This window comes from Gracilibacillus timonensis, assembly GCF_900086715.1.
GTDB lineage: Bacteria > Bacillota > Bacilli > Bacillales > Amphibacillaceae > Gracilibacillus > Gracilibacillus timonensis.
The window spans coordinates 88,379-111,015 of sequence record NZ_FLKH01000009.1; the positions used below are offsets into that span (position 1 = coordinate 88,379).

The window sequence follows — 22,637 nt, forward strand, 5'->3', positions numbered from 1 at the left end:
ATTTCCCTATCCATCATATATTACTATATCTTATCATTGGTGGTGTGCTTTTTATGATGCAGATTAGTTTATGTATGATTGTAAAAAATGAAGAGGAAGTATTGCGGCAATGCTTAGACAGTGTGGCGCCAATTTGTGATGAAGTGATTATCGTGGATACCGGTTCTACGGACAAAACAAAGGAAATTGCGCAGGATTTCACCAAGCAGGTTATTGATTTTGAATGGATCGATGATTTTTCAGCGGCAAGAAACTTTGCATTCAGCCAGGCTCATGGTGATTATATTCTTTGGCTTGATGCTGATGATATGTTAGAAAAGGAAGATCAAGAAAAATTAAGACAATTAAAAGCAGAACTAGATGGGACAGAAGATGCTGTTTCGATGCTATATCATATTGCTTTTGATGAATACAACACCCCAACCTTTAGTTATCGTAGAAACAGACTGGTCAAACGAGAAAAGAATTTTCAATGGATAGGCCCGGTCCATGAATATCTCGAGGTATATGGACATATTATTTCATCCGATATTGCTGTTGCTCACCGTAAGTCCGATAAAACGAAAAATTCTGTGCCAAAAGATCGTAATTTAAAGATATATGAAAAACGACTAAAGCAAGGAGAGAAATTTAGTCCGCGCGATTTATTTTATTACGCAAATGAACTGAAGGATCATCGTTTATTTCAAAAGGCTGCCATCTATTATCGTGAATTCCTGGCAACGAAAAAGGGATGGATCGAGGATGAGATCCGCGCCTGTATTAACATGGCCGCCTGTTACCGGAGTCTAGGTAATCCAGAAAAAGAGATTGAGTCATTAGTGATGTCGATCACCTATGATGTGCCGCGGCCAGAGGTCTCTTGCCGTATTGGAGATTTGTATAAAGAAAAAAACAAATTTGAAAAGGCGATTATTTGGTATCGATTAGCCGTAGATGTTGATATCAGCGACAGTCAAGGGTTTTACCAACAAAGTTATGCAACATGGTATCCACACCTGCAATTATGCGTGTGTTATTGGCAAATTGGTGATCAGGATCGTGCCATAGAGCATAATAGCAAGGCGAAAACGTATCGGCCCCATGATACACAAGTGCTATATAATGAAAAATTTTTCAAAGAATATGCGAAGAAGAATCAATAGGCCGCAGCCCTTTTCGCTATAGCAGAAAAGGGTTCCTTTCTGTGGATGATCATATTATAAAAAAGGTGGTGATGGCATGAGGAAGGTATTGTATATTGGCTGGATCGGTTATCACAACTTAGGTGACGATCTCTTGTGGCATGCCTTTCAAACATTGCAAGAGAAGTATCTGGCACCAGAAAAAATGACCGTTGTACCGGCTTTCCCAACGGTTAATATTAATCAGTTGGAACCGTATGACACAGTCGTTTTAGGTGGAGGCTCCTTGATTGCACCAAGCTATATATCTGTTTTATATAAGGCAGTGAAACAGGGAAAAAACGTTATCATATGGGGAAGTGGTATCGATCGTATTACGGAAACGCAGCTCGACCAGCTTCGAAAAGGAGAAAACATACCGTCTATTTCGCGTTTTCGTGGAGAAGAGGTTCCCATGCTGAAGGAGGTATTGCATGCCGCCACATTTGCAGGAGTCAGAGGTCCCTATACCAAAAAGGTATTGAAGACGTTAACGGGTATAGAGACGATTCCTGTAATTGGTGATCCTGGTGTTTTATTGCAAGTAGAGAATCCTAAGAAACTCCATTCGAAAACCATTGGGATTAATTGGGGTACGACCAATAATCAGCTGTATGGAGGTAATGAAAAAGCATTAGAGGATCAGCTTGTTCTTGTTTCCCAACAATTAATTGCTGCAGGCTATCAGATTTTTATTTATGCGGTATGGGATCAAGACTTTGCAGCCTGCCGACGTTTGCAGAAGAAAATCGACCGAGAAGATGCCGTTTTTTTTGAAAAGAAACGGTATAGTGAACAAGAATTAATGAGCGAACTATCCGGTTGTCAGCTAACGATTAATTTTAAATTGCATCCGAATCTACTATCTTTTGCTGCAGGTACACCGGCTATTGCACTAGGCTATCGCTTTAAAGTCTTTGATATGTATGCCTCATTTGGTTTAGAAAACTTAGTTCTTTCTACTGCTAATGCCAATATCGCTCAAGATCTTATTCCATTAGTCACGAAAGTCACACAACGGCGGGAGACATATATCAAGACTTATCAAGATAAACAAGCTTACTATCAACCAAAGATTGAACAGGTATTTAAGGAGAAAATGATATAATCGCTAAATAAATAAAAAAGAAGCCTAGGAAGGCTTCTTTTTTATTTGATCATCAGCTGTTCACCTGGATAAATCAAATCAGGGTTTTTCAAATCATTCGTTTGTTCGAGTGTCGTCCATAAATAATTGTAACGTAATCCAATTTCAAACAGGGTTTCGCCTGGTTTGACGGTATGAACTAAGTCATCGGCAGCAGGCTCCGTATTTGCAACATCACTCCCTACAGTAAATGAGGCGACCGTTCCCGTGACTTCATAGCTGACTAGGAGCGTTGCTTCGCCGTTAGGGCTTCTGTCTGCTGGAACAAATGTTAGTCCTTCAGGTGCAATATCACTTGTTTTACCCGTACCATCTATATCACGTGTGGAGAAATACGCTTCATAGCTGGCATTTGCTGGATTGGTAATATCATAGACAAACAGACCACCATCCCGTTCAAGCGCAATAAAAGCATACGTTTTCCCATCTACTTCCACAAGTTCGATGGTTTCTGGTTCGGGACCTTTGTTATCACTGCGGTCATCGAATGCGTCTTCCTCGTGGTCACTATTAAATAAATCCGGGTTGATTTCCGCTATTTTTTGTTCGAATGCATCACCACTATCAAAAACAAGTTCCATCGTATCGGCATCGAAAATCGAAAAGGAACGTCCGCCAAACGCGTAAAGAGCTTCATAGTGGCCTTCCTCATTCGTTGGTGCAGAAGTGGTTACGTTCAAACGTCCCAGGTTTTCATCAGCGAATAGATCGTCTGCAACGAGTTGATCTAATTCTTCTTGCGTGTATCCTGAAAATAAATCTGCATGAAAGGTTACATTATCTTCAAGCTCGGCTGCACGCGCTTCTTCTGAAAAACGATCATAGTCTTGTGCGTCCCCTTCATTCGGGGTAATAATATATGTTTTTCCATTCGTTTCATAGAGTGTTATCGCATCTGGCTGGTGGATTCCTAATACGGGCCAGTTCTGGATATTTATTTTACCGTCTTCATTAGAAGCGTCCATTCCATTTCCGTGTTCTGAATGATCCTTATAACCAAGCGATTGTACACTTGTAAAAGTATTATCCTCTAAATCAAGAGTTGCTATTGCATTATTTTCCTGCAAGACCACATAAGCTAGGGAGCTGTCTTCTTTTATAGCAATATATTCTGGTTCCAGATCTTCTGGATAGCTTGCCTCAGGGTGGACTTTGCGTACGTCAGCATCAATGATTTTATCCGAAAATCCAGCCGTAGCGATATCTGTCTCCTCTATACCTTGGCTAATATTAATAATCGAAACCGATCCTTCCGGGTTTACACTATAGTCTTCGTTTGGTTCCCCTTCATTGGCAACCAGTAATTGCTCTCCATCTGGTGTAAATGTAACCATGTCTGGCAGGGCGCCAACTTCAACTGTTGCAAGATGATCACCAGCACTTGTTAGAAAAAGGACATGACCAGGATCTGTTTTCGGATCGGCTACGATAGCTACTGCAATGATATCTTCGTTTGGATGGACCGCAATACTTGTTAAATCAGAAACATTCGACAAAGAAGGATCCAAATCTTCCATTAGTAATCGTTCTTTAAGAGGAATATCCGTAAAAGGCTGATCGTCTGTTAATGATTCTCCATCTAAAATATCGATGGATTGTTCATCGCCATTAACAGAAAATATTTGATGGCTTCTTTCATCGTAAGCCACAATTTCTGCTCCTCCAGCTCCATACTCGGCGCCACTTATGTATCGTCCGGTTAGTTCGATGGGTAAACTTTCTTTCGTTGCTCCATTGTAAAGTGAGAGATCGGTCAATGCTTCGTTTGAAGAATTATCACTCGCTATTGAAGTTAGTGGTGAAACTGCTAGGGTAGTGATGGTGATGAATAAATAGAATAATGTTTTTTTCATTTCCGTTTTCACCTCTTTGTTAATTGCTACACTAATCATAGCATTGGAATAATAAATGGCTGTAAAATCTGGGTTAATTTTTTGTAAAGGTTAATCAAAGGATTGCGATTATTTTGTAAAACGCTTACAATTATATGATATAAAGAAAACTAAAAAAGGATAAATGTTTTATCATGAAAAGGAGTAGAGAGCTGTGATTTATCGCAAAAGGACCTATAAAATAAACGCTGATAAATATGAATCTTTTAATAATTATTTTCATTCCTATTTGTTACCTAATCAGATGAAAAATGGAGCGAAATTAGCTGGCAGATGGACAAATATTGAAAAAAATAAAGTAGAAGCGATGTGGGAATATAAAGATATGGATGATTATTATGCTATTCAACAAAAGGTAAAAGACGATCCTCTTTTTCAACTAGCTCAGAAAAACAAGCATTCCATTGATCAAGTCATACTAGAAAAAAAGGAAGAATTTTTACATTCTACAGGTGATTATTTTGATAGTAAGTATTCTCTTGCAGCCTGTGGATGGATTGAAAATAAACAAGGGGAAGTATTACTAGTAAAAACGGAATGGAGATCGGATACGTATGAAATGCCAGGCGGTATAGTAGAGGAGGGGGAAAGTATAGACGAAGCCTGTAAGAGGAAAATAAAAGAAGAAACAGGTGTTGAGGTAACGTTAAGTGGGATTACTGGTGTCTATACTAATGAAACCAAAAGGCATATAGTATTTGTTTTTGCGGGCCAATATCTAGATGGACAATTAAGTACTCAATCAAATGAGATACAAGATTGTGGATTCTTCACAATCAGTAAAAACAATATGTGTCAGTATGTAACAAGAGGCAATTTCCAGAGTAGAATGTTGGATGCGATGTCCTCTTCTTCTATTCCTTTAGAACATTTTACAGTAAGACCATATACAGTTATAAGTAGAGTGGAATAAGCTTTTATAGGTGAAAATGACTAAGGAGATAAATGAAATTGAAAATACTTGTAGGACAACCAAAACAAGAAAATAGTCTGAATCAATTGAAGGAAGAACTGGATACCTTACCAAATGTAGATATTTTGTTATTTCCAGAAGGTTACCTTCAGGATAAAGATTTATTAGAAGAGATCAGTAATCTTGCGGTAAGAACAGAAACGATAATTATTACGGGATATAAAGATAATCAAAATAAAGACCGTGGTTTGATTATTGACAACAATGGGGAAAAAGTACTTGATCGAGCTAAAACACCAATACATAAGAATAATCTTTTAGAACCTATAGTAGTGCAGACAAGTAAGGGTACTATCGGTTATATTCTTTGTATGGAAATATTAAAAGGAGTGGAAGGGTTTGCTGGGGATTGTTTCATTGATTTTATTGCTCATCCTATCGGAACGGGGATGTTTAGTGAAAATCAATTTAATGACTGGATTGATTATGCAAAGAAAACGGCTATTAAGCATAATTGTTACATAATTGGAACCAGTCATGCCGACGGTTCATTTAGAAACTGTGGGATTTCCATACCAATTGCTTATTGTATAAATAAAAATGGGGAAGCACTTTTTATTTCTAAGTCAGATACTAGTACCAGATTGATTGATTTAGAAATAAATGAAGTTATTAAAATTGGCAAATAAGAAATCAATCCTAGTACGTCTACAGCATGTACAGTCATATATTATTTGAATGTAAAGTTTCCTTAAGGAGGCGAATATGATGTTTCACCAATTAATATTTCAAGCATATAAAAAAATAGTATGGCTTTTTTTCTCGATGTTTTCATCGTTTCATACCATCAATAAATTAGATATGACCATTCCTAAACATATTGCAATCATCATGGATGGGAATGGAAGGTGAGCAAAGAATAGAGGTTTTCCAAGATCCATTGGACATTATGCAGGGATGCTGGCATTAAGAAATATCATAGAAGACTGTCATAAAATGGGACTTAAACATTTAACGCTGTATGCTTTTTCCTCAGAAAATTGGAAACGTCCCGGAGGAGAGGTAGATTATTTAATCAAGGATTTACCATCGGAAATTTTCAAAAGTGAAATATTGAAGGTTTATCATAAAAAGAATATAAAGATAAATTTCATTGGAGATATAAACAGCCTGCCACCTCAAACCGTGGAATTATTAAAAGTAGCAGAAAAGAAAACATCTAAAAATAATGGTATGCATGTTCATTTTGCATTAAACTATGGCGGAAGAAAAGATATTCTTCAAGCGGCTAAACAGATACTAATCAATGAATCAAAGGAAACCATCCTTAATATATCAGAAGAGACATTTACAAATTATTTGTATACCAAAGGGGTGGAAGACCCTGAATTAATCATAAGAACGGGTGGGGATTTGAGAATAAGCAATTTTCTGCTCTGGCAGATTTCTAGTTCTGAGATTTGGTTTACAAAAAAGTATTGGCCCAGTTTTAATGCAAAGTTATTGATGAAGGCAATGGAAGAGTATGATATTCGTAAAGCAAAATAGCTTCAAAGTCTCTTCTATGCTAAAAAACAATAGCCCTAATAGAATCAATTGTCATCAAACAATGGCTTCTTTTAGGGCTATTCACGTTTTGTATCTTGCTTATTGCTTTTCCTTCACTTCCTCTATTTTATCTAACAACTCCTGCGCTCTGTGTTCGTATGTGTGTTTGGTTAAAAGATGGCGATACCCAGAGGAAGCAATCGTTTGTGCCTCATCGAGATGGTTTAAATAATAATCTGCCTTTTCCAATAGATCGTTATGGTTATCGAAAAGCACGAGATGTTTGTCCGGCGTAAATATTTCCTCCATTTTTGGCACGTAATCACTAAGGACAAGGGCGCCACAGCCAACCCCTTCAAAAAGTCGCATATTAAGGCTTTTGATATGATCAGCGGTATGGTTAACAACTAGTTTGCTGTCACGGTAAGTCGCCGCTAATTCGTCTAAGAAAACACGTTTATGAAAAGACGTTTGGTAGGTAGACTGGAATTGTTCCTTTAGACGAGCAATTGCCCGCTTGCGCCGTTGATAATAGACAGGATCTAACGTACCTACAGAGGAAATGTCAGTAGGTCGATCCATTAAGGCTTTGCTGTTATTAAAGACGTCTTTGGCCATGGCAAATGGAAAGAAATGTACGGGCACTACAAAATGCTTTGCCAAATGTAAGGAATGTGCCATTAAGATAAGGTCAGGCTTATATTGTGCCGCTAATTGTCTATTGGTGACTAAACGATTTTCACCGTGGTGAACCCAGAAGAGTTTCGGAATGGTTACCTGATTGATATGTTTGACGCGTACAGGTGGTTTGGAAGGACTTTCTACAAATAATACTGCGAGGTATTGTCTCCAGTCAACTTGATTAAAGTCAATACTATCTTGAAATACATCGACATGGATTCCGATTGCGCGCAACCCTTCCTCTAGATATCGACCAGGCGTGAAATTTGTCTTGCCGTAACACATGAGTATTTTACGTTTTTCCACTTTGTCGATACAGTCCTTTCTGCATAAAAGCTGTTATCTTGTTTAGTGTATGGTTCAAGTGGAAAAGCGTATGTTTATCTGTCTTTAGATCAGAGAAGATGGGGGTTTTTCTGTTAAAATAGTCACCACTTCATCTAAAAAGTCTTGCGCTCGCTGCTTGGTGGAATGGCGATGTTGTGATAAATACATGCCATTGTGCGCAATCATTTGCCTTTCTGCTTCATTTTCTAAGTAATAATCCATTTTCTCTTCAAAATCTTGTTCATTAATGGAGACAAAGTTTACACCTGGTATAAAACCTAAATCACCTAATTCCTTGGAATAAGGTGCTAACAGAAGCGTGTTACACGCCGTAATTTCAAAGTATTTCATTAATGGATATTTGAAAACAGAGTCACAAGTGAGGCTGATTTTGGCTCGGTTTAATTCTTTGGCATAGCTAGTACCCACATAGACGTTATTCTCTTGCTGTTGGACATTACGATAACCTGGATGAGAGTGATAGACAAATCCAGGGCGCCTGTCCAGACGTTTTTGCATTAAGACCCGAAGCGGATAATAGTCTTCTAATAAAGATCCCATCATTAATACATCGATGTCCTTATTCTGGTGATAGTCACAATAAATATCACGATGGGCGTGGTGAGGCAACCAGTGCATCTGTTCTGAGAATTCAGGATACCATTGCAGAAACTTATCACGATAATAGGTGAAAATATGCTGAACTTCCTCTTTTTTCAGCATCGCCTTTCGGTAAGGTTTCTGATAGTGGAGATCATGAAGGCCTACAGCGAATGGTAGCTTCAGTTGTTTTAGGTTTTTTACAACAGGAGAGCCATTTTCCAGGTAATCGTTAATGTAAATAAAGTCTGGTTTTTCCTCCATTTCTGCAACCAGTTTGTTGATATCCCCTGACTGGTGTGTGACATGTAGATTGGTTAACTTGCCCAGTTCCTCGATAAAGTAATGGGAGGCGGGCACGATGTATTCACGATCATTTCGAGTAACAAATAAAATTTTTAATTTCTTCATGATCACGCTTCCTTACTCTTAAAGATAAAGTCCCTGTTGGAAAGGTGCAACAAGCTTTTTTTGATACATTTGCTGGTACTGTCGCATCGTGTCAACAATATTCTCTTGATTCGTGGTGATTTGCTGTTCAAGTGAAAGAATTTTATCAGCAAGCTGGTTGTCGTCTGTTGCAATGACCATATCACTTAAATCAATCGAAGCAGCAAAGTCATATATTTTAAAACGATAGCCTAGAGCGATAAATGGAACCTGTGCAGCTAATGATAAATAATTAGCATGTAATTTAAAATTAATGGTGAAGGAGAAGCGATCCATTAATGCTATTAAATCATCTTGATAGTAGATTTTTTCATCTAAGGTAATCGCCTGTTGGTTGGATATTTTTTGACAGAGACGTTTCGTTACATCTAGATCAGCCTGCCATACGAGATAGAAATAAATCTTATAACCTTTGGCAATTAATTGATTTAAGGCAGAAGCTAGACGATTCTCCAGTGTGATTTCATCATAACCATAGATATTCTGATAGGAAGTTCCCCAGTTAACACCAATTATATTCTCTTTCTGTTCTTTAGTAGCCCCCTTTTCCAATAAAAAGGCAGAATCACCGCTGACCTCAATCGAATCGTTAATACCACATTGTTGCAATACTTGATGGGTAAGTGGACCTCTTACGCCAGTCCAGACACTTTCCTTGAAAACAGTGGACGTTTTTTGTTTTAACTCTTTCGATGCTTGCCATGTGATTGGGGCATCGAGGGCGATATAAGATTGTGGCACCCAATCTATTCCTGAGCCCCAGATCATCACCTTCTTATTTAGTTGCAAGGCCCGATAGAGGGTTTCTATAATATAGGGCTGAATCAATTGATCTGGCCCGCTGATAATCGAGCCACCGCCAAGTACGATTAAATCATAGTCCGCAATACGTGCATTATCGAGGTATCTTTTTTCATTATTCACGGTATCTAGCTTATAGTCCTCTCCTAATTGAGAAAATTGCTGTTTAAATAAATCAAACATGAGTTCGTCACCTAAATTGTGATAACCAATCCAGCCAATATATAACACATGTTTCATAGGACAACCTCCTGATATTATTGATCTTTTTCCTTGAGTTTAGCTAAGCAGGCATCCTTCCATTGTTGTGCCATATCGCTTCCCACTCCTTTTAAAACGAGATAGTCCGGATGATCTTCGCCTAGTGTTAAGCATTGATCAAAGCTTGTTAAGGCGCTGGCATACGCTTCTTGTTCGAATAAGATACAACCTTTGTAATAATGTAAGTCGACATAATCAGGATATAATTGCAGTGCCTTCTCAATACCGGTTAATGCCTGATCTAAACTATTGGTACGCAACAGGATGTCATATTTCATTTTATATAAAAGGGCTGGTGGTTTTTTACCAGATAAGAGAAACTGTAATAAGGATTGATTAATGTAGTCAAATGCCTCTTGATAATCTTGCTCGCGATAATATTCACTCGCCAAATGATATTCCGTCCAAGGGTTGTGCTGGTCATTGACATATTCCTTCTTTAATAATTGTTTATTGCGTTTTGCCTTGTTTTTGCGTTGTTGTATTTCTTGAATATAGCCAAAATGATGGATGGAGAGATCTGGATAAGTAATGATGGTTTCACTAGGAATTTGAAGTGTCTCATGAATGCGATCGACAAAACGAATCGCCTGATGATTACGAAAAAGGCGAGGCTGGTAGTATAAATAAGCCTGCTGATTCATATCTTCTAATTGATCTCCGATGTAATTAATGACAGGAAGAGAGAGAGCTAGTGCCTTGGTAGTTTGTAAGGTTTCCGTTAAATTAGTTGTCTTGCTGTGATCTAATTGTTCGTCCGCATCTAACCACAGAATCCAGTCCCCTGTTGCTTGCTGCAAACCATAATTTCTCGCATTGGCAAAATGGTCATCCCAGGTATAAGGGAAAACTTTTGCCTCAAAGGTATCGCAAATAGAAAGGGTTTGATCGGTTGATCCTGTATCGACAATAATCATTTCATCGACTAATGACTGAACACTTTCCAAGCATTTTTTTATAAACGCTTCCTCGTTTTTAACGATCATACACAAACTAATCGATACTGGCTGTGTCATGCTTGCCACTCTCCTTCTTCCAAAGTGAACCTGATACATTTTGATCAACCCATGGTACGTAAGAGGGGGATTGATTAATAATAGGTATGACCTGATAGTGGTTTAGTAAATGATTGACAATCGTTAGACATTGTTGTTTGTCTGGAGCCAATTGAAAACGATGAACAGTAAGTAGTTTTTTAAAACGCAGCAATTGCTGCTGTAATGCTTCATTATCGGATGGATCAGGATCGGGTGTATTAGGAAGAAGATTTAGTTGTGAATCTAACAGATTTTTTCTTTTCAAGAGGTGGTGGTGGAGCTCTCCAATCACGTGGAGAGAACACACTAATTGTTTTTCTATTTGCTTTTTTTCTTGTGTGGAAAGGTTATCGTTGGTTAACTCTTGCAAATAGCGGAATAAAAAATGTAAGAAGGCTAAGGTGTATGCGGTATAGTTGGCCTCACTTCTGCAAAAGTCTTGTTGGATGGTTGATCGGACAGAGCTCATCTTACATTTCCTCCTTTGATTATCGTTATTTTTTGGGATGATGATCATGACCCTTGTGTTTAGCAGGTCTGTCTTTAGAACGGAGTTGTTCATGGAAATTATTGCAGTCCGGCTTTTTCGGTTTTTGTTTACCTTCGTCACAACCGCAGTCGTCTAGATCTGCAACATCTTCGAGCTTAAACTGGAGTAACATTTGCGATTTAACCACCGTTCGCAATGTTTGGTTTACACTATGATTTATTTTTACGTAGTCTTGCAGGCAATGATCATGGTTTTTTAAGAAAGCTTGAAGTTTTTCTCCTTCGGCATTTAATATATGGGATAAGCCAATTTCTTCAAGTGCAATAGATGATAATAGTAAGTCAATGGTTTCACAACGGGTTAAGGATACGGTTGGTGTAATGTTAGGGATATTTGGCATTGACATCTTTTTTTCCTCCTTGCTTTATCAAACACTACTTTCTTTTGTTAGAAAAAGTAGGCTCTTATCTGCATTTGATTTATCTTACGTCTCTTACGTTGATTTAGTGAACAGTTTATCGAGAAAATTTTTCTTGAATAAAAGTCCAGGTTATTCCAAGATATCGATAATGTTTTTTAACTTGGTTTGTAGTAATAATTCTTTCTTTAGGACCACCTCTAAGGTGGACTGGACATTATCATTAATGCTTAGTAAATCATCTAATTCGACCATTGTATTAGGCGGGGTTGTTAGCGTGCCTAGTACATACTGGATTTTTTCTCCTTCGGCATTAATAATATGTGCTAAGCCTAGTTCTTCTAAGGCGATCGAAGCTAACAAGAGATTAATCACATCATCTCGGTCAATGGAAATCTCGGGTGTAATATTAGGAATATTCGCTTGTGACAAGTGGTTTTCCTCATTTCTTTATGGATTTGTTATTGCGGTACCATTGTATGTATGAGATAGGCGGGCTGTTCCTTAAATGGGCAGGAGTCTAGTTGTTGGGATCGCAAAAGGTGATAAAACAACGATCGATAAAATGGTTATTTAATCAAAACAAGAGGCTGGAGCAAAATGTTGCTCCAGCCCGATGAATTATGCGATTTGATTGATAGACCAATAAATTCCTTGTTGATCTGTACCGCCTATGTCTAAGGCGATGGTTAAACCATCTGCTACATAGAACAGTCCAATCTCATCCCCAGCGCTAAGCTGAGCTTCTCCTGCTAGGGTTACGGTTCCGTTTCCTAATACAGCTCTTAAGCTGAGGACTAAGGCTACGTTTACGTTCAATACAGGGAATAACCCGGTTACCAAAGTTGTAGTTGTTGGTGTAATTCGACGAACTTCAAAAGCTGGATTTACTCCCGCTCCAAGGTCAACGGTAATTGCGGCAGTTGTTTGATAGTTTATCGTTGCACTGATGGAATAGCGACCTGTTTCAGGTACTGTGAATATACCATCTGGTGCGTTGAAGCTAGCGTTAGGGTATCCTGGATCTGCCGTAGTAAAGCCTTGTATTTGTATAGATTCATCTATTGATAAGGTTCCAACTCGTGCAGAGAATCCATTTTCTGCAAACGCAGGTCCGGTAGCGCCGGTAGGTCCAGTAGCGCCGGTAGGTCCAGTAGCGCCGATCGGTCCGGTAGCGCCAGTAGGTCCCGTAGCGCCGGTAGGTCCAGTAGCGCCGATCGGTCCGGTAGCGCCAGTAGGTCCCGTAGCGCCGGTAGGTCCAGTGGCCCCAGCCGGTCCGGTAGCGCCGGTAGGTCCAGTAGCCCCGTCGGATCCGGTAGCGCCGGTAGGTCCAGTAGCCCCAGCCGGTCCCGTAGCGCCGACAGCTCCAGTGGCCCCGGTAGGTCCAGTAGCTCCAGCCGGTCCAGTAGCGCCAGTAGGTCCAGTGGCCCCAGCCGGTCCAGTAGCGCCGGTAGGTCCAGTAGCCCCAGCCGGTCCGGTAGCGCCGGTAGGTCCCGTAGCCCCGTCGGCTCCAGTAGCGCCGATCGGTCCCGTAGCGCCGGTAGGTCCCGTAGCCCCGACAGCTCCAGTAGCGCCGGTAGGTCCAGTGGCCCCGGTAGGTCCCGTAGCTCCAGCCGGTCCAGTAGCGCCGGTAGGTCCCGTGGCTCCAGCCGGTCCGGTAGCGCCGGTAGGTCCAGTGGCTCCAGCCGGTCCAGTAGCGCCGGTAGGTCCCGTAGCGCCAGTAGGTCCAGTGGCCCCAGTAGGTCCCGTAGCGCCGGTAGGTCCAGTGGCCCCAGCCGGTCCGGTAGCGCCGGTAGGTCCAGTGGCTCCAGCCGGTCCAGTAGCGCCGGTAGGTCCAGTAGCGCCAGTAGGTCCAGTGGCCCCAGTAGGTCCCGTAGCGCCAGTAGGTCCAGTAGCTCCCGGATCACCGGTAGCCCCCGTAGGTCCAGTAGGTCCTGGATCACCAGTAGGTCCCGTAGGCCCCGTAGGTCCAATATCTCCATTAGGCATAATCCTTGTCACACGTTTTAGTTTGTCATCAAGAATTAATTCTTTTTTCATTGCAGTAGAAAGCATATCTTGGACACTCTCGTTTACCTCCATAATCTCATCCAATGAGGCTGGCATGGTTAAACCAGGTATCGTACCCAAGGCATATTGAATTTTTTCTCCTTCTGCATTAATAATATGAGAAATACCTAGCTCTTCCATGGCAATGGAAGCAAGTAATAAATTGATAACATCATCTCTTGAAACGGTAATATTGGGAGTAAGATCGGGAATATTAGGTAGAGACATTATCATTCTCCTTTCATAAAAAATAAGCTTTAAGAAACATGACCGTTTAAGCAAACGTACGATTATCCACCTAAATGTTATGCTCTTCTTCAATATATTCTGAAGACAATCATCGGTATAGACTGATTGCTATTATTCGATACTTTCTTGTAAAAACAGGCATTCTAGCTAGTTGCGCTTAAAGAGGCTAATTAATGAGGAAAATAAAAACAGCCGGTTGTATATTCGACTGTTTAAAAATAATAAGAAAATTATATTTGCGATAATTATTTGGTGGACTAAGGTAAATATTACATTGTCTTATAGCCATGTGCTTTAACAAAAAGACTCATCGCAATAATAAATCCAACCACTCCAAAACAGAGTAAAATCACTTGAATCGAAACATCTATAGCAATAAGCCCAGTAACTACGCCGTATGAAATAGGGTCAAACCCGTTCATAGCAAGAAAAACAATACTCATCACCCTTCCCATTAAGCGATTTTCAGTAATCTCTTGAACGGCTGTAAAGAATGGAATAAACACAAAGGACATAGCAAAGCCAATAAAGAAAACCAAGGCAGTAAGCAAAAATAAGTTAGGCACCTGACTGAAGACTATGAAGATGACTAAAGATGTCAGTAAGCCTATCAAAGAAACGAGTCCCTTACGTTTAATCATCACAGAGCCTAATATGGTGGTTCCCAGGATCATGCCTACTCCCAAGCTCACTTCCATATAACTTAAATTCAACGGACTGCCACCATGAAGGTCAACTAGTAATGGAATGGCGATATGCAAGGTGCCAAACACAAAAAAGTTTAGTGTTATTAATACGAGTAGTCCTACCAATAAGAACTGTGACCTTAGCACATAGGCCAATCCTTCTTTGAAATCCTGCAGTGGATTTTGTTCAACCTCGTTTTCTACAGCAGCTTCTTTAATAAAAGGTGGAAAAATAATAACTGCCGATAATGATACAAGTATAGTAGCTATAAGATAACTGGTGGCTACGCCGGCATATTCCATGGCAGCTCCTGCTAATATAGGACCAATAACAAAAGAAATCTGATCTACCCCTTGAAAAAAAGCATTCGCTCGCTGAAGTTGGTGTTTTGGTACTATCTTAGGGATCATGGAAGAACTAGCAGGACCAAAGAAGGCATCCAGCATACCAAATACACCAGCAATCACTAATAAAATAACAAAAGTCATAGATCCATTATTTACAAGAAGGTAAATGACCAAAAGTAAAAAAGCCTGCGATAAGTTGGTCGCAAACATAATCGTTGTTTTCTTATATTTATCTGCAAGTACACCCCCATAGATCATCATGACGAGCCTGGGTACGGTTGCCACGATTAGTACGATTCCTAGTGAACTGCTGCTGCCAATGTCCGTGACAACGTACCATGTCGTTGTGGTTAAAAACATGCTGAAGCCAACGACAGCAAAAATTCCTGCTACTAGCAACAATACAAAGGTACGATTGCGCATTAATGGTGTTGTAGAATGTTCCATTTATTTTTCTCCTTTATCCTAGTTTCCATTGCCTGCATGACCTTGTTGTTTGTTTATGTTAAATTAGGTAGTCATTTGCGTTATAATAAAAGGGAAATAATTGTTCCAAATAATAACCTACCTACCGTTAGTTTGTTATTCAAAAATTATATATCAATGAAAAATAAAAGTCAAAGGAGATTATGAATGAAAACAAAAGATGTTATTCTCAAAGTAAGTGTCGAATTATTTTCATTATATGGATATGAAGGTACTACTCTAGCAATGATTGCCAAGGAAGTAGGGATAAAAAAGCCTTCCTTATATGCCCATTTTAATAGTAAAGAAGCCTTGTTTTTGGCTGTTCTTGATCAAATGTCAGCCGAGTACGAAACATTTATTCAAGCTGCTATTGAAAAGGAGAAAGATTCCGGTGCTTCCAGCCAATTATATGCTATATTGCAGGCCTATATATTGGAATTACCTAAAGATGAAGCAGGAATGAATTTCTATAATCGTTTCTATATTTATCCTCCAACAGGATTAGAAGAGAATGTAAAGCGCTATGTAATAGAAGGTGATCAAGTGGTGAAATCAGGGATACATACAATTATTGAAACAGGAAAGCAACAGCAGCAAATTAGAAAAGATTACACAACTTCACAAATGACACATACCTTTTTTTATCTATTAGAGGGTCTATATAATGAAACAATGCTTTATGCGGAGGAAGATATTACATGCCATATGGAACAGGTGTGGGAGATGTTTTGGAATAATATTATGCACCCTGTTACTGACAGTTAGTTTATGAAGAGGGGCTACACTCAGATGATGTGGTCCCACGATCATGTTTGTTCCACAACATCAACTAGGTCACTTTCAGGTTGAAATAATGCTATTTAGTAATTAATTATGCTACAATGTAAGCACTTACGATTATAAATGCGTTACATAAAAAGACTACATCAAACTAGGCGGTCTTTGTGGAATGCATTTAATGGTTCATGCATCCAGCTGACATTATCGGACAAGCGATTCATTTCATGGAGGGAAGAAAATGAAAATTTTAGACAAGTATGATTTAACGAACAAAGTATCGATTATAACAGGGGGAGCAACCGGCTTAGGAAAAGCTATGGCCGAAGCTTTAGCACAAGCGGGTTCTAAGATTGTGATTGCTGATATTGATGTACCGAAAGCAGAGGAAACGGCGAAACAGTTCAGTGAAGCAGAAGGTGTTGAATCATTAGCCATACAAACAGATGTAACTAATGAAGAACAGGTACAGCAGATGGTCGATCAAGTGGTCGAACGCTTCGGTCAGATTGATGTGTTGATTAATAATGCTGGTATTGTTATGAATGAAGAAGCGGAAGAAACCTCGCTTGAAAATTGGCAAAAAGTAATGAATATCAATGTAAATGGTGTTTTTATTACGGCAAAATTAGTGGGTAAACAAATGATCAAGCAGCAAAAAGGATCTATTATCAATATTTCTTCTATGTCTGGCTTGGTCGTAAACACACCACAGTATCAAGCCTCTTATAACACGTCTAAGGCCGGGGTTATTATGTTGACGAAAAGTCTGGCAATGGAGTGGGCTAAGTATAATATCCGAGTAAACACGATTGCTCCAGGATACATGGAAACAGAATTAACGAAGAAATTTTTTGAGCAAGGAGGAATAACGGAAACATGGATGGGAATGACGCCGATGGGCAGACCAGGACAGCCTGAAGAACTAGGCGGTATTGCACTGTACTTAGCGTCTGAAGCTTCTTCTTTTGCAACAGGTTCCGTTTTTACGATTGATGGGGGTTATACTGCATTATGATATCGCAGACTTTCTTGTCTTCTTCTGATGAGGCATTTGGCAAATAAAACTTGCGTTGTTTAAAACCACAATAATAAGGAATAGTAATAATGTGACAACACAACACGAATTTTTACTAAGGAGGTTTTATTGTGGCAAAAGTTGCGATAGTTACCGGATCAGCAGGAGGATTAGGCAAAGGAATCGCAAAAAGGTTGGGGAGAGACGGTTTTCGCATTGTCTTAAATGATATAAATAAAGACATGTTAGAAGAAACATTAAAGGAATTTGACGAGGTGGGAATCGAGACCATCGCGGTAAAAGGCGATGTTTCTAAAAGAGATGACCAATTTAACTTGGTTGAACAGGCAGTCAAAGAGTTTGGACAATTAGATGTGTTTGTGAATAATGCGGGGATTGATGCCGTATCGCCTTTCTTAGATATTGATGAAGATGAGCTGTCTAAGTCATTTGCGATTAATGTAAATGGAACGGTATTTGGGACCCAGGCAGCTGCAGAGCAATTCAAAAAACAGCAATCAAAAGGCAAGATCATCAATGCTTGTAGTATTGCTGGACATGAATCCTATGAAATGTTAGGTACTTATTCAGCAACGAAACATGCGGTACGTTCTTTTACACAGACAGCGGCAAAGGAATTGGCTGCAGATAATATTCGCGTGAATGCTTATTGTCCAGGTGTTGCTGGAACCTCAATGTGGGATCGTATCGATAAGGAAATGGTGAAATATTACGATAATATGGAACCCGGCGATGCCTTTAAAAAATTCTCTGAGGGTATTTTGCTAGGTCGGCCGCAGGAGCCAGAAGATGTGGCTAATTTAGTCTCCTTTTTGGCTTCAGATGATTCTGACTATATTACAGGTCAATCCATCCTTACCGATGGCGGGATCGTATTTAGGTAAACATAAGTATGATTCAAATCGTTTGATGAAAAGGATCCGTCGGTAATTTTGCGGCAACAATGCCAACACCGACACTAAGAGGAGTTCGAGGCACCATTTTTATTGAACAACCTCTATGGAGCGCACAAATACCCAAGCTAATCAACTGGTGAAGCTTGGGTATTTGTGCGATATTTCATGTTATACTCCGTGTGCTACTAATGATAAAATAATAGAAGCAATCTAAAAAGGACAGAAGAAAGGAGAACCTATGACAAATTTAACAACGAATCAAGCACAATTTATCTATCAAGACAAACCGATAACCATCGTATCTGGAGCTATTCATTATTTTCGGGTGGTGCCGGAATATTGGCAGGATCGTCTGGCTAAACTGAAGGCCTGTGGGTTTAATAGTGTGGAGACATATATCCCTTGGAATCTTCATGAACCCCAAGAAGGTCAATTTTATTTTGAAGGTATGGCAGATTTGACTGCTTTTATTGAATTGGCGGAAAAACAAGGATTATTTGTGATCTTAAGACCTACCCCTTACATATGTGCAGAATGGGAATTTGGTGGACTTCCGTCATGGTTATTAGCAGATAGGAATATGAGGCTGCGCTCCTCATTCCAGCCATTTTTAGAAAAGGTAGACGCTTACTTTGATCGTTTATTACCACTCCTTCAACCATATTTATCAACAAATGGTGGTCCAGTCATAGCGATGCAGATCGAAAATGAATATGGTAGTTTTGGAAATGATACCGCATACCTAGAATATCTAAGAGACAGCATGCGCACCCGTGGGATGGATGTATTGTTATTTACCTCTGATGGCGCGGAGGATTCGATGCTTCAAGGTGGGATGATTCCTGATGTGCTTGAAACCGTTAATTTTGGTTCAAATCCAGTGGGATCGTTTACTAAATTAAGAGAATACCAGTGTCATCAGCCGGTGATGTGTATGGAATTCTGGAATGGCTGGTTCGACCATTGGGGGGAAGAGCATCATACCAGGGATGCAAAAGAAGTGGCTGATGTATTAGATGGTATATTACAAGAGGGTGGCTCCGTGAATTTTTATATGTTTCATGGGGGTACCAATTTTGGCTTTTACAACGGGGCGAATCTGTTCGATACGTATGAACCAACGATTACAAGCTATGACAGTGATGCGCCACTGAATGAAGCAGGGGAACCAACCGAAAAATTCTATCAAATAAGAAACGTGCTTGAACGGCACTTTGAATTGCCCGATTTGGTATTACCTGAGCCGATATCTAAACAGGATTATGGAGAAATTAGATTAGCAGAGCAAGCTTCTTTGTTTGCTAACTTGAAAAATATCAGTAAAGCCATTCTATCTAAGCATCCAAATACGATGGAACAAATCGGTCAGGATTATGGCTTTATTCTGTATCAAACGTTTATCCCGGGTCCTAGGGAGTCCGGTGATTTGACTTTACAGGAGGTACATGATCGGGCATTAGTTTTTGCTGATGGCGTGCTGCTAGACGTGGTCGAACGCTGGGATCCCAGAGGCGTACCGTTAACGATTCCAGAACAGGGGTTGGAGCTCGCTATTTTGGTAGAGAATATGGGCAGGGTTAATTATGGCCCACACTTATGGGATGAGAAAGGCATTACCGAGGGTATACGGATTGGTAATCAATTTCTTTACGACTGGACGATCTATCCATTATCGCTAACTGATTTAACGGGACTGGCTTATGATACTGGCGCAGATGAGCAAAGTCCAGCTTTTTACAGGGGCAATTTTCATGTAAAAGAAGCAGCCGATACCTTTGTTTCTCTTGAAGGTTGGACAAAAGGTGTTGTCTTTATTAATGGATTCAACCTGGGGAGATATTGGCATAAGGGGCCGCAACAAACATTGTATCTGCCTGGACCACTGCTGAGAGAAGGAGAAAATGAAATCATTATCTTTGAGTTACATCGCAGGGAATCGGATAAAATTAGCTTGAGAGACACTCCAGCCCTAGGCTAAATAGTGATCGTTCCCACTAACAAGCTTCGTTCAGTAGAAACGAAGCTTGTTAAGTGGGAGTCTAGTTGACATAATACGAAACCGTCTGGAATCCGAGTGGAACTGTCCGGAAAGAATCCCAAAACGTCCGGAATACGTACAGAACCGTCCGCAAGCATATTGATCGTAGCAATGAATGGTACACGGTTCAGTATACGAGCGAAAGAAACTAAGCAATCATTGTGAAGTAAAGAACTGTCACATCGTTCTGGAATTGCTCTTGATATTATTCTAAGTTTCACTAACATGCCGTTTCTTCGGAAGTTGCACCGTAAATACAGTTCCTGTCTCGACTGTACTCTTAACAGTGATTTCTCCTTCATGTAACTGGACCACGTTGGCAGCAATCGACAACCCCAAACCAGAACCCTCTATCGCTCTTGTGCGGGAAGCGTCGACTCGATAAAAACGATCAAAAATTCTCTTTATTTCCTCTGATGATATGCCAATGCCACTATCTTCAAATATAATCGTCACTGCTTCTTCCGTTTCTCTCGCTTCCATCATAATACTGCCATTCTCTTTGTTATATTTAATAGCATTCGATAGCAGGTTGTCCCAGACTGTATGGAGCAAGGATGGGTCTCCATAAAAAACGATATCTGGAAGGGAATAACTGAGCATCATGCCTTTTTCATTGATCAGCCACTGATAATGACGAATTAATTCCTTTAATTGTTGATCAAGTTGGAACGATTTCTTTTTGAGGATATCCTGATCACGATCCAAGGACGCTAGCAGTAGTAATTGTTTTGTTAGGGAGGATAATCTTGTAATTTCTCCATTAATGATGTCGATATATTCCTTTCGATCTCGTTCATCTAACGAATGATCTTCCAATATATTGGTATAACCCTTGATGTTGGCTAATGGTGATTGAATGTCATGTGAGATATTGGAAATAAATTCTTTTCGTACATCTTCCATTTGTCCTAGTTTATTCGCCATCGAAGCAAAACTATTAGTGAGCTCTCCTAACTCATCTTTTCGTTTGCTATGAAGTGACACATCAAATGTACCATCGGCTATTTTTTTTGTTGCCTTGGTTAGTTTACTGATCGGTTTAACTAAGTACTTCGTGCTGAACAACACCAGCAAAACACTTAAGGTAATCGTTAATAATAATAGCCAAGCAAACAGCCAGTGCATTTCATTGAATAACAGCTTGATATCAGGTCGGATAAACAAGGCATAGCTTTCTCCTTGGTGAGTGATAGGAACGCCGATCGTATTCTGCAATTCATTCGCAAAAAAACCAGTGACAAAGGTTTGGTTAGGGAATTCGGCGATACCGTGATAGGTAGAACCAGATAGTACGCGTTTTTTGGTTTGACCAGGCAGTGCAGTTTCACGAAAGGAGGAACCGAAAAATGTATCCTCTCCCTGGGCATCAACGAGATATAATTGATAGCCGACTTGGGCGATGTTTTCTAAATAATCCTCGAGATGAACATCTGGATGGTTATCAATATAGGCAGTAATCGATTGAGCGATTTCTGTATTTTTTTGATCGTTGTCCGGTTTTAAGGCATGGTGATAATAAATGTTACATACAAGGAAAGCAATTACGCTGCTGATAATCATAATACAAACCGTCATTGCGACATATTTGATATAAAAAGATTTCATGATTGCTTTTCCACCAATGAGTATCCGATTCCTCGCACTGTTTTTATCTGGAAGTCATCGGTTACATCACGAAACCTTTCTCGTAATCGTTTGATATGCACATCCACCGTTCGATCATCTCCTTGAAAATCGATTCCCCAAATCTGCTCGATTAGTTGTTCTCTGGAGAAAACTTGCGAAGGGTGGGACATTAGTAAATATAACAATTCAAATTCTTTTAGTGGTAAAAGCAGCGTACGATTAAGCGTGAACACTTCATAACTTTTTTTGTCGATTTTGATTTGTCCCATTTGAATACAGGACGTTTCATTGGTAGGAGTGTAACGCCTGAGCAGTGCCTTGATGCGATACACTAATTCTTTTGGTTCAAATGGTTTGACCAAATAATCATCCGTTCCAGCAAAAAAGCCTTGCTCCTTATCCTCAATCTGATTCTTTGCCGTCAGTAGTATAATGGGAATATCATAATGACTGCGAATTTCTCTGGTTAATTCATAACCATTCATAAATGGCATCATGATATCCACTACCGCTAGTTGACATGCTTGTTTTTTTAATACAGATAGCGCTTGTACACCATCTTGTGCCTGATGGACGATATAACCTTGCGTAGTTAAATGATGCTCGACAAACTTCAACATATGTTGGTCATCATCTACAATTAGAATATTGGTCATGTTTCATAACTCCTATGTTTGTTTATTTTAGGTCAGCGATCTAGGGATTTTAAGCTGATACATTATCACATCTG

Annotated in this window: 20 protein-coding genes and 1 pseudogene; 9 read left to right on the top strand and 12 right to left on the bottom strand. The window is 39.7% G+C overall.

Features of this window, described 5'->3' with window-relative positions; genetic code table 11:
- Positions 1–53 precede the first annotated feature (53 nt).
- Both BN6556_RS02620 and BN6556_RS02625 read left to right on the top strand, forming a co-directional pair.
- On the top strand, positions 54–1,145 hold the full coding sequence (locus BN6556_RS02620; protein WP_066186815.1) for a glycosyltransferase: 1,092 nt from the start codon (positions 54–56) through the stop codon (positions 1,143–1,145).
- Between the two features lie 76 nt (positions 1,146–1,221).
- On the top strand, positions 1,222–2,271 hold the full coding sequence (locus BN6556_RS02625) for a polysaccharide pyruvyl transferase family protein (protein WP_066186817.1): 1,050 nt from the start codon (positions 1,222–1,224) through the stop codon (positions 2,269–2,271).
- 41 nt (positions 2,272–2,312) lie between these two features.
- Here BN6556_RS02625 and BN6556_RS02630 read toward each other — a convergent pair whose 3' ends face one another.
- Positions 2,313–4,163, bottom strand: a complete 1,851-nt coding sequence (locus BN6556_RS02630; RefSeq protein ID WP_066186822.1) for a choice-of-anchor I family protein — start codon at positions 4,161–4,163, stop codon at positions 2,313–2,315.
- Between the two features lie 193 nt (positions 4,164–4,356).
- Between BN6556_RS02630 and BN6556_RS02635 the strand changes: the two genes are divergently transcribed.
- The 3 genes and pseudogenes from BN6556_RS02635 to uppS all read left to right on the top strand — a co-directional run.
- Positions 4,357–5,115, top strand: a complete 759-nt coding sequence (locus tag BN6556_RS02635) for an NUDIX hydrolase (RefSeq protein WP_078059899.1) — start codon at positions 4,357–4,359, stop codon at positions 5,113–5,115.
- A 38-nt stretch (positions 5,116–5,153) separates the two neighbouring features.
- Entirely contained in the window at positions 5,154–5,804 is a 651-nt protein-coding gene (locus BN6556_RS02640) for a hypothetical protein (RefSeq protein WP_066187385.1), read from the top strand.
- 235 nt (positions 5,805–6,039) lie between these two features.
- Positions 6,040–6,663 (top strand): annotated as a pseudogene (uppS, locus tag BN6556_RS02645) (polyprenyl diphosphate synthase); the annotation flags it as partial.
- Positions 6,664–6,762: 99 nt separating this feature from the next.
- Here uppS and BN6556_RS02650 read toward each other — a convergent pair.
- The 9 genes from BN6556_RS02650 to BN6556_RS02690 form a co-directional block, all read right to left on the bottom strand.
- Positions 6,763–7,650 (bottom strand): CgeB family protein, encoded by an 888-nt coding sequence (locus BN6556_RS02650; RefSeq protein ID WP_066186825.1) that lies wholly within the window; start codon positions 7,648–7,650, stop codon positions 6,763–6,765.
- A gap of 84 nt (positions 7,651–7,734) precedes the next feature.
- Positions 7,735–8,682 (bottom strand): glycosyltransferase, encoded by a 948-nt coding sequence (locus BN6556_RS02655; RefSeq protein WP_066186828.1) that lies wholly within the window; start codon positions 8,680–8,682, stop codon positions 7,735–7,737.
- Positions 8,683–8,700: 18 nt separating this feature from the next.
- Entirely contained in the window at positions 8,701–9,762 is a 1,062-nt protein-coding gene (locus BN6556_RS02660) for a polysaccharide pyruvyl transferase family protein (protein WP_066186831.1), read from the bottom strand.
- A gap of 17 nt (positions 9,763–9,779) precedes the next feature.
- On the bottom strand, positions 9,780–10,799 hold the full coding sequence (locus BN6556_RS02665) for a glycosyltransferase family 2 protein (RefSeq protein WP_066186834.1): 1,020 nt from the start codon (positions 10,797–10,799) through the stop codon (positions 9,780–9,782).
- Positions 10,777–11,289: a hypothetical protein gene (locus BN6556_RS02670; protein WP_066186836.1), complete on the bottom strand. Its 513-nt coding sequence runs from the start codon at positions 11,287–11,289 to the stop codon at positions 10,777–10,779. The genes BN6556_RS02665 and BN6556_RS02670 overlap by 23 nt, the downstream gene beginning before the upstream one ends.
- 25 nt (positions 11,290–11,314) lie before the next feature.
- A complete protein-coding gene (locus BN6556_RS02675; protein ID WP_235817440.1) occupies positions 11,315–11,716 on the bottom strand; it encodes a hypothetical protein in 402 nt (133 codons plus the stop codon).
- A gap of 144 nt (positions 11,717–11,860) precedes the next feature.
- Positions 11,861–12,160 (bottom strand): hypothetical protein, encoded by a 300-nt coding sequence (locus BN6556_RS02680; RefSeq protein WP_066186838.1) that lies wholly within the window; start codon positions 12,158–12,160, stop codon positions 11,861–11,863.
- A gap of 189 nt (positions 12,161–12,349) precedes the next feature.
- Positions 12,350–14,005 carry a collagen-like protein gene (locus tag BN6556_RS02685; protein ID WP_066186840.1) on the bottom strand — a complete coding sequence of 552 codons (1,656 nt, stop codon included), beginning with the start codon at positions 14,003–14,005 and terminating at the stop codon, positions 12,350–12,352.
- Positions 14,006–14,295: 290 nt separating this feature from the next.
- Positions 14,296–15,507 carry an MFS transporter gene (locus BN6556_RS02690; RefSeq protein ID WP_066186843.1) on the bottom strand — a complete coding sequence of 404 codons (1,212 nt, stop codon included), beginning with the start codon at positions 15,505–15,507 and terminating at the stop codon, positions 14,296–14,298.
- Positions 15,508–15,693: 186 nt separating this feature from the next.
- Here BN6556_RS02690 and BN6556_RS02695 point away from each other — a divergent pair, with 186 nt between their 5' ends.
- The 4 genes from BN6556_RS02695 to BN6556_RS02710 all read left to right on the top strand — a co-directional run bounded on the left by BN6556_RS02695 (position 15,694) and on the right by BN6556_RS02710 (position 20,218).
- The gene (locus BN6556_RS02695; RefSeq protein ID WP_066186846.1) at positions 15,694–16,293 is read left to right on the top strand and encodes a TetR/AcrR family transcriptional regulator; all 600 of its coding nucleotides are present in this window, start codon (positions 15,694–15,696) and stop codon (positions 16,291–16,293) included.
- 253 nt (positions 16,294–16,546) lie between these two features.
- Positions 16,547–17,323, top strand: coding sequence for an SDR family NAD(P)-dependent oxidoreductase (locus tag BN6556_RS02700; RefSeq protein ID WP_066186849.1), 777 nt, complete (start codon positions 16,547–16,549; stop codon positions 17,321–17,323).
- 131 nt (positions 17,324–17,454) lie between these two features.
- Positions 17,455–18,228 (top strand): acetoin reductase, encoded by a 774-nt coding sequence (locus tag BN6556_RS02705; RefSeq protein WP_066186852.1) that lies wholly within the window; start codon positions 17,455–17,457, stop codon positions 18,226–18,228.
- 250 nt (positions 18,229–18,478) lie between these two features.
- A complete protein-coding gene (locus BN6556_RS02710) occupies positions 18,479–20,218 on the top strand; it encodes a glycoside hydrolase family 35 protein (RefSeq protein ID WP_066186856.1) in 1,740 nt (579 codons plus the stop codon).
- A gap of 270 nt (positions 20,219–20,488) precedes the next feature.
- Here BN6556_RS02710 and BN6556_RS02715 read toward each other — a convergent pair whose 3' ends face one another.
- The gene (locus BN6556_RS02715) at positions 20,489–21,886 is read right to left on the bottom strand and encodes a HAMP domain-containing sensor histidine kinase (protein ID WP_066186862.1); all 1,398 of its coding nucleotides are present in this window, start codon (positions 21,884–21,886) and stop codon (positions 20,489–20,491) included.
- Positions 21,883–22,563: a response regulator transcription factor gene (locus BN6556_RS02720; protein ID WP_066186865.1), complete on the bottom strand. Its 681-nt coding sequence runs from the start codon at positions 22,561–22,563 to the stop codon at positions 21,883–21,885. Before BN6556_RS02720 ends, BN6556_RS02715 begins: the two co-directional genes overlap by 4 nt.
- Positions 22,564–22,637 lie beyond the last annotated feature (74 nt).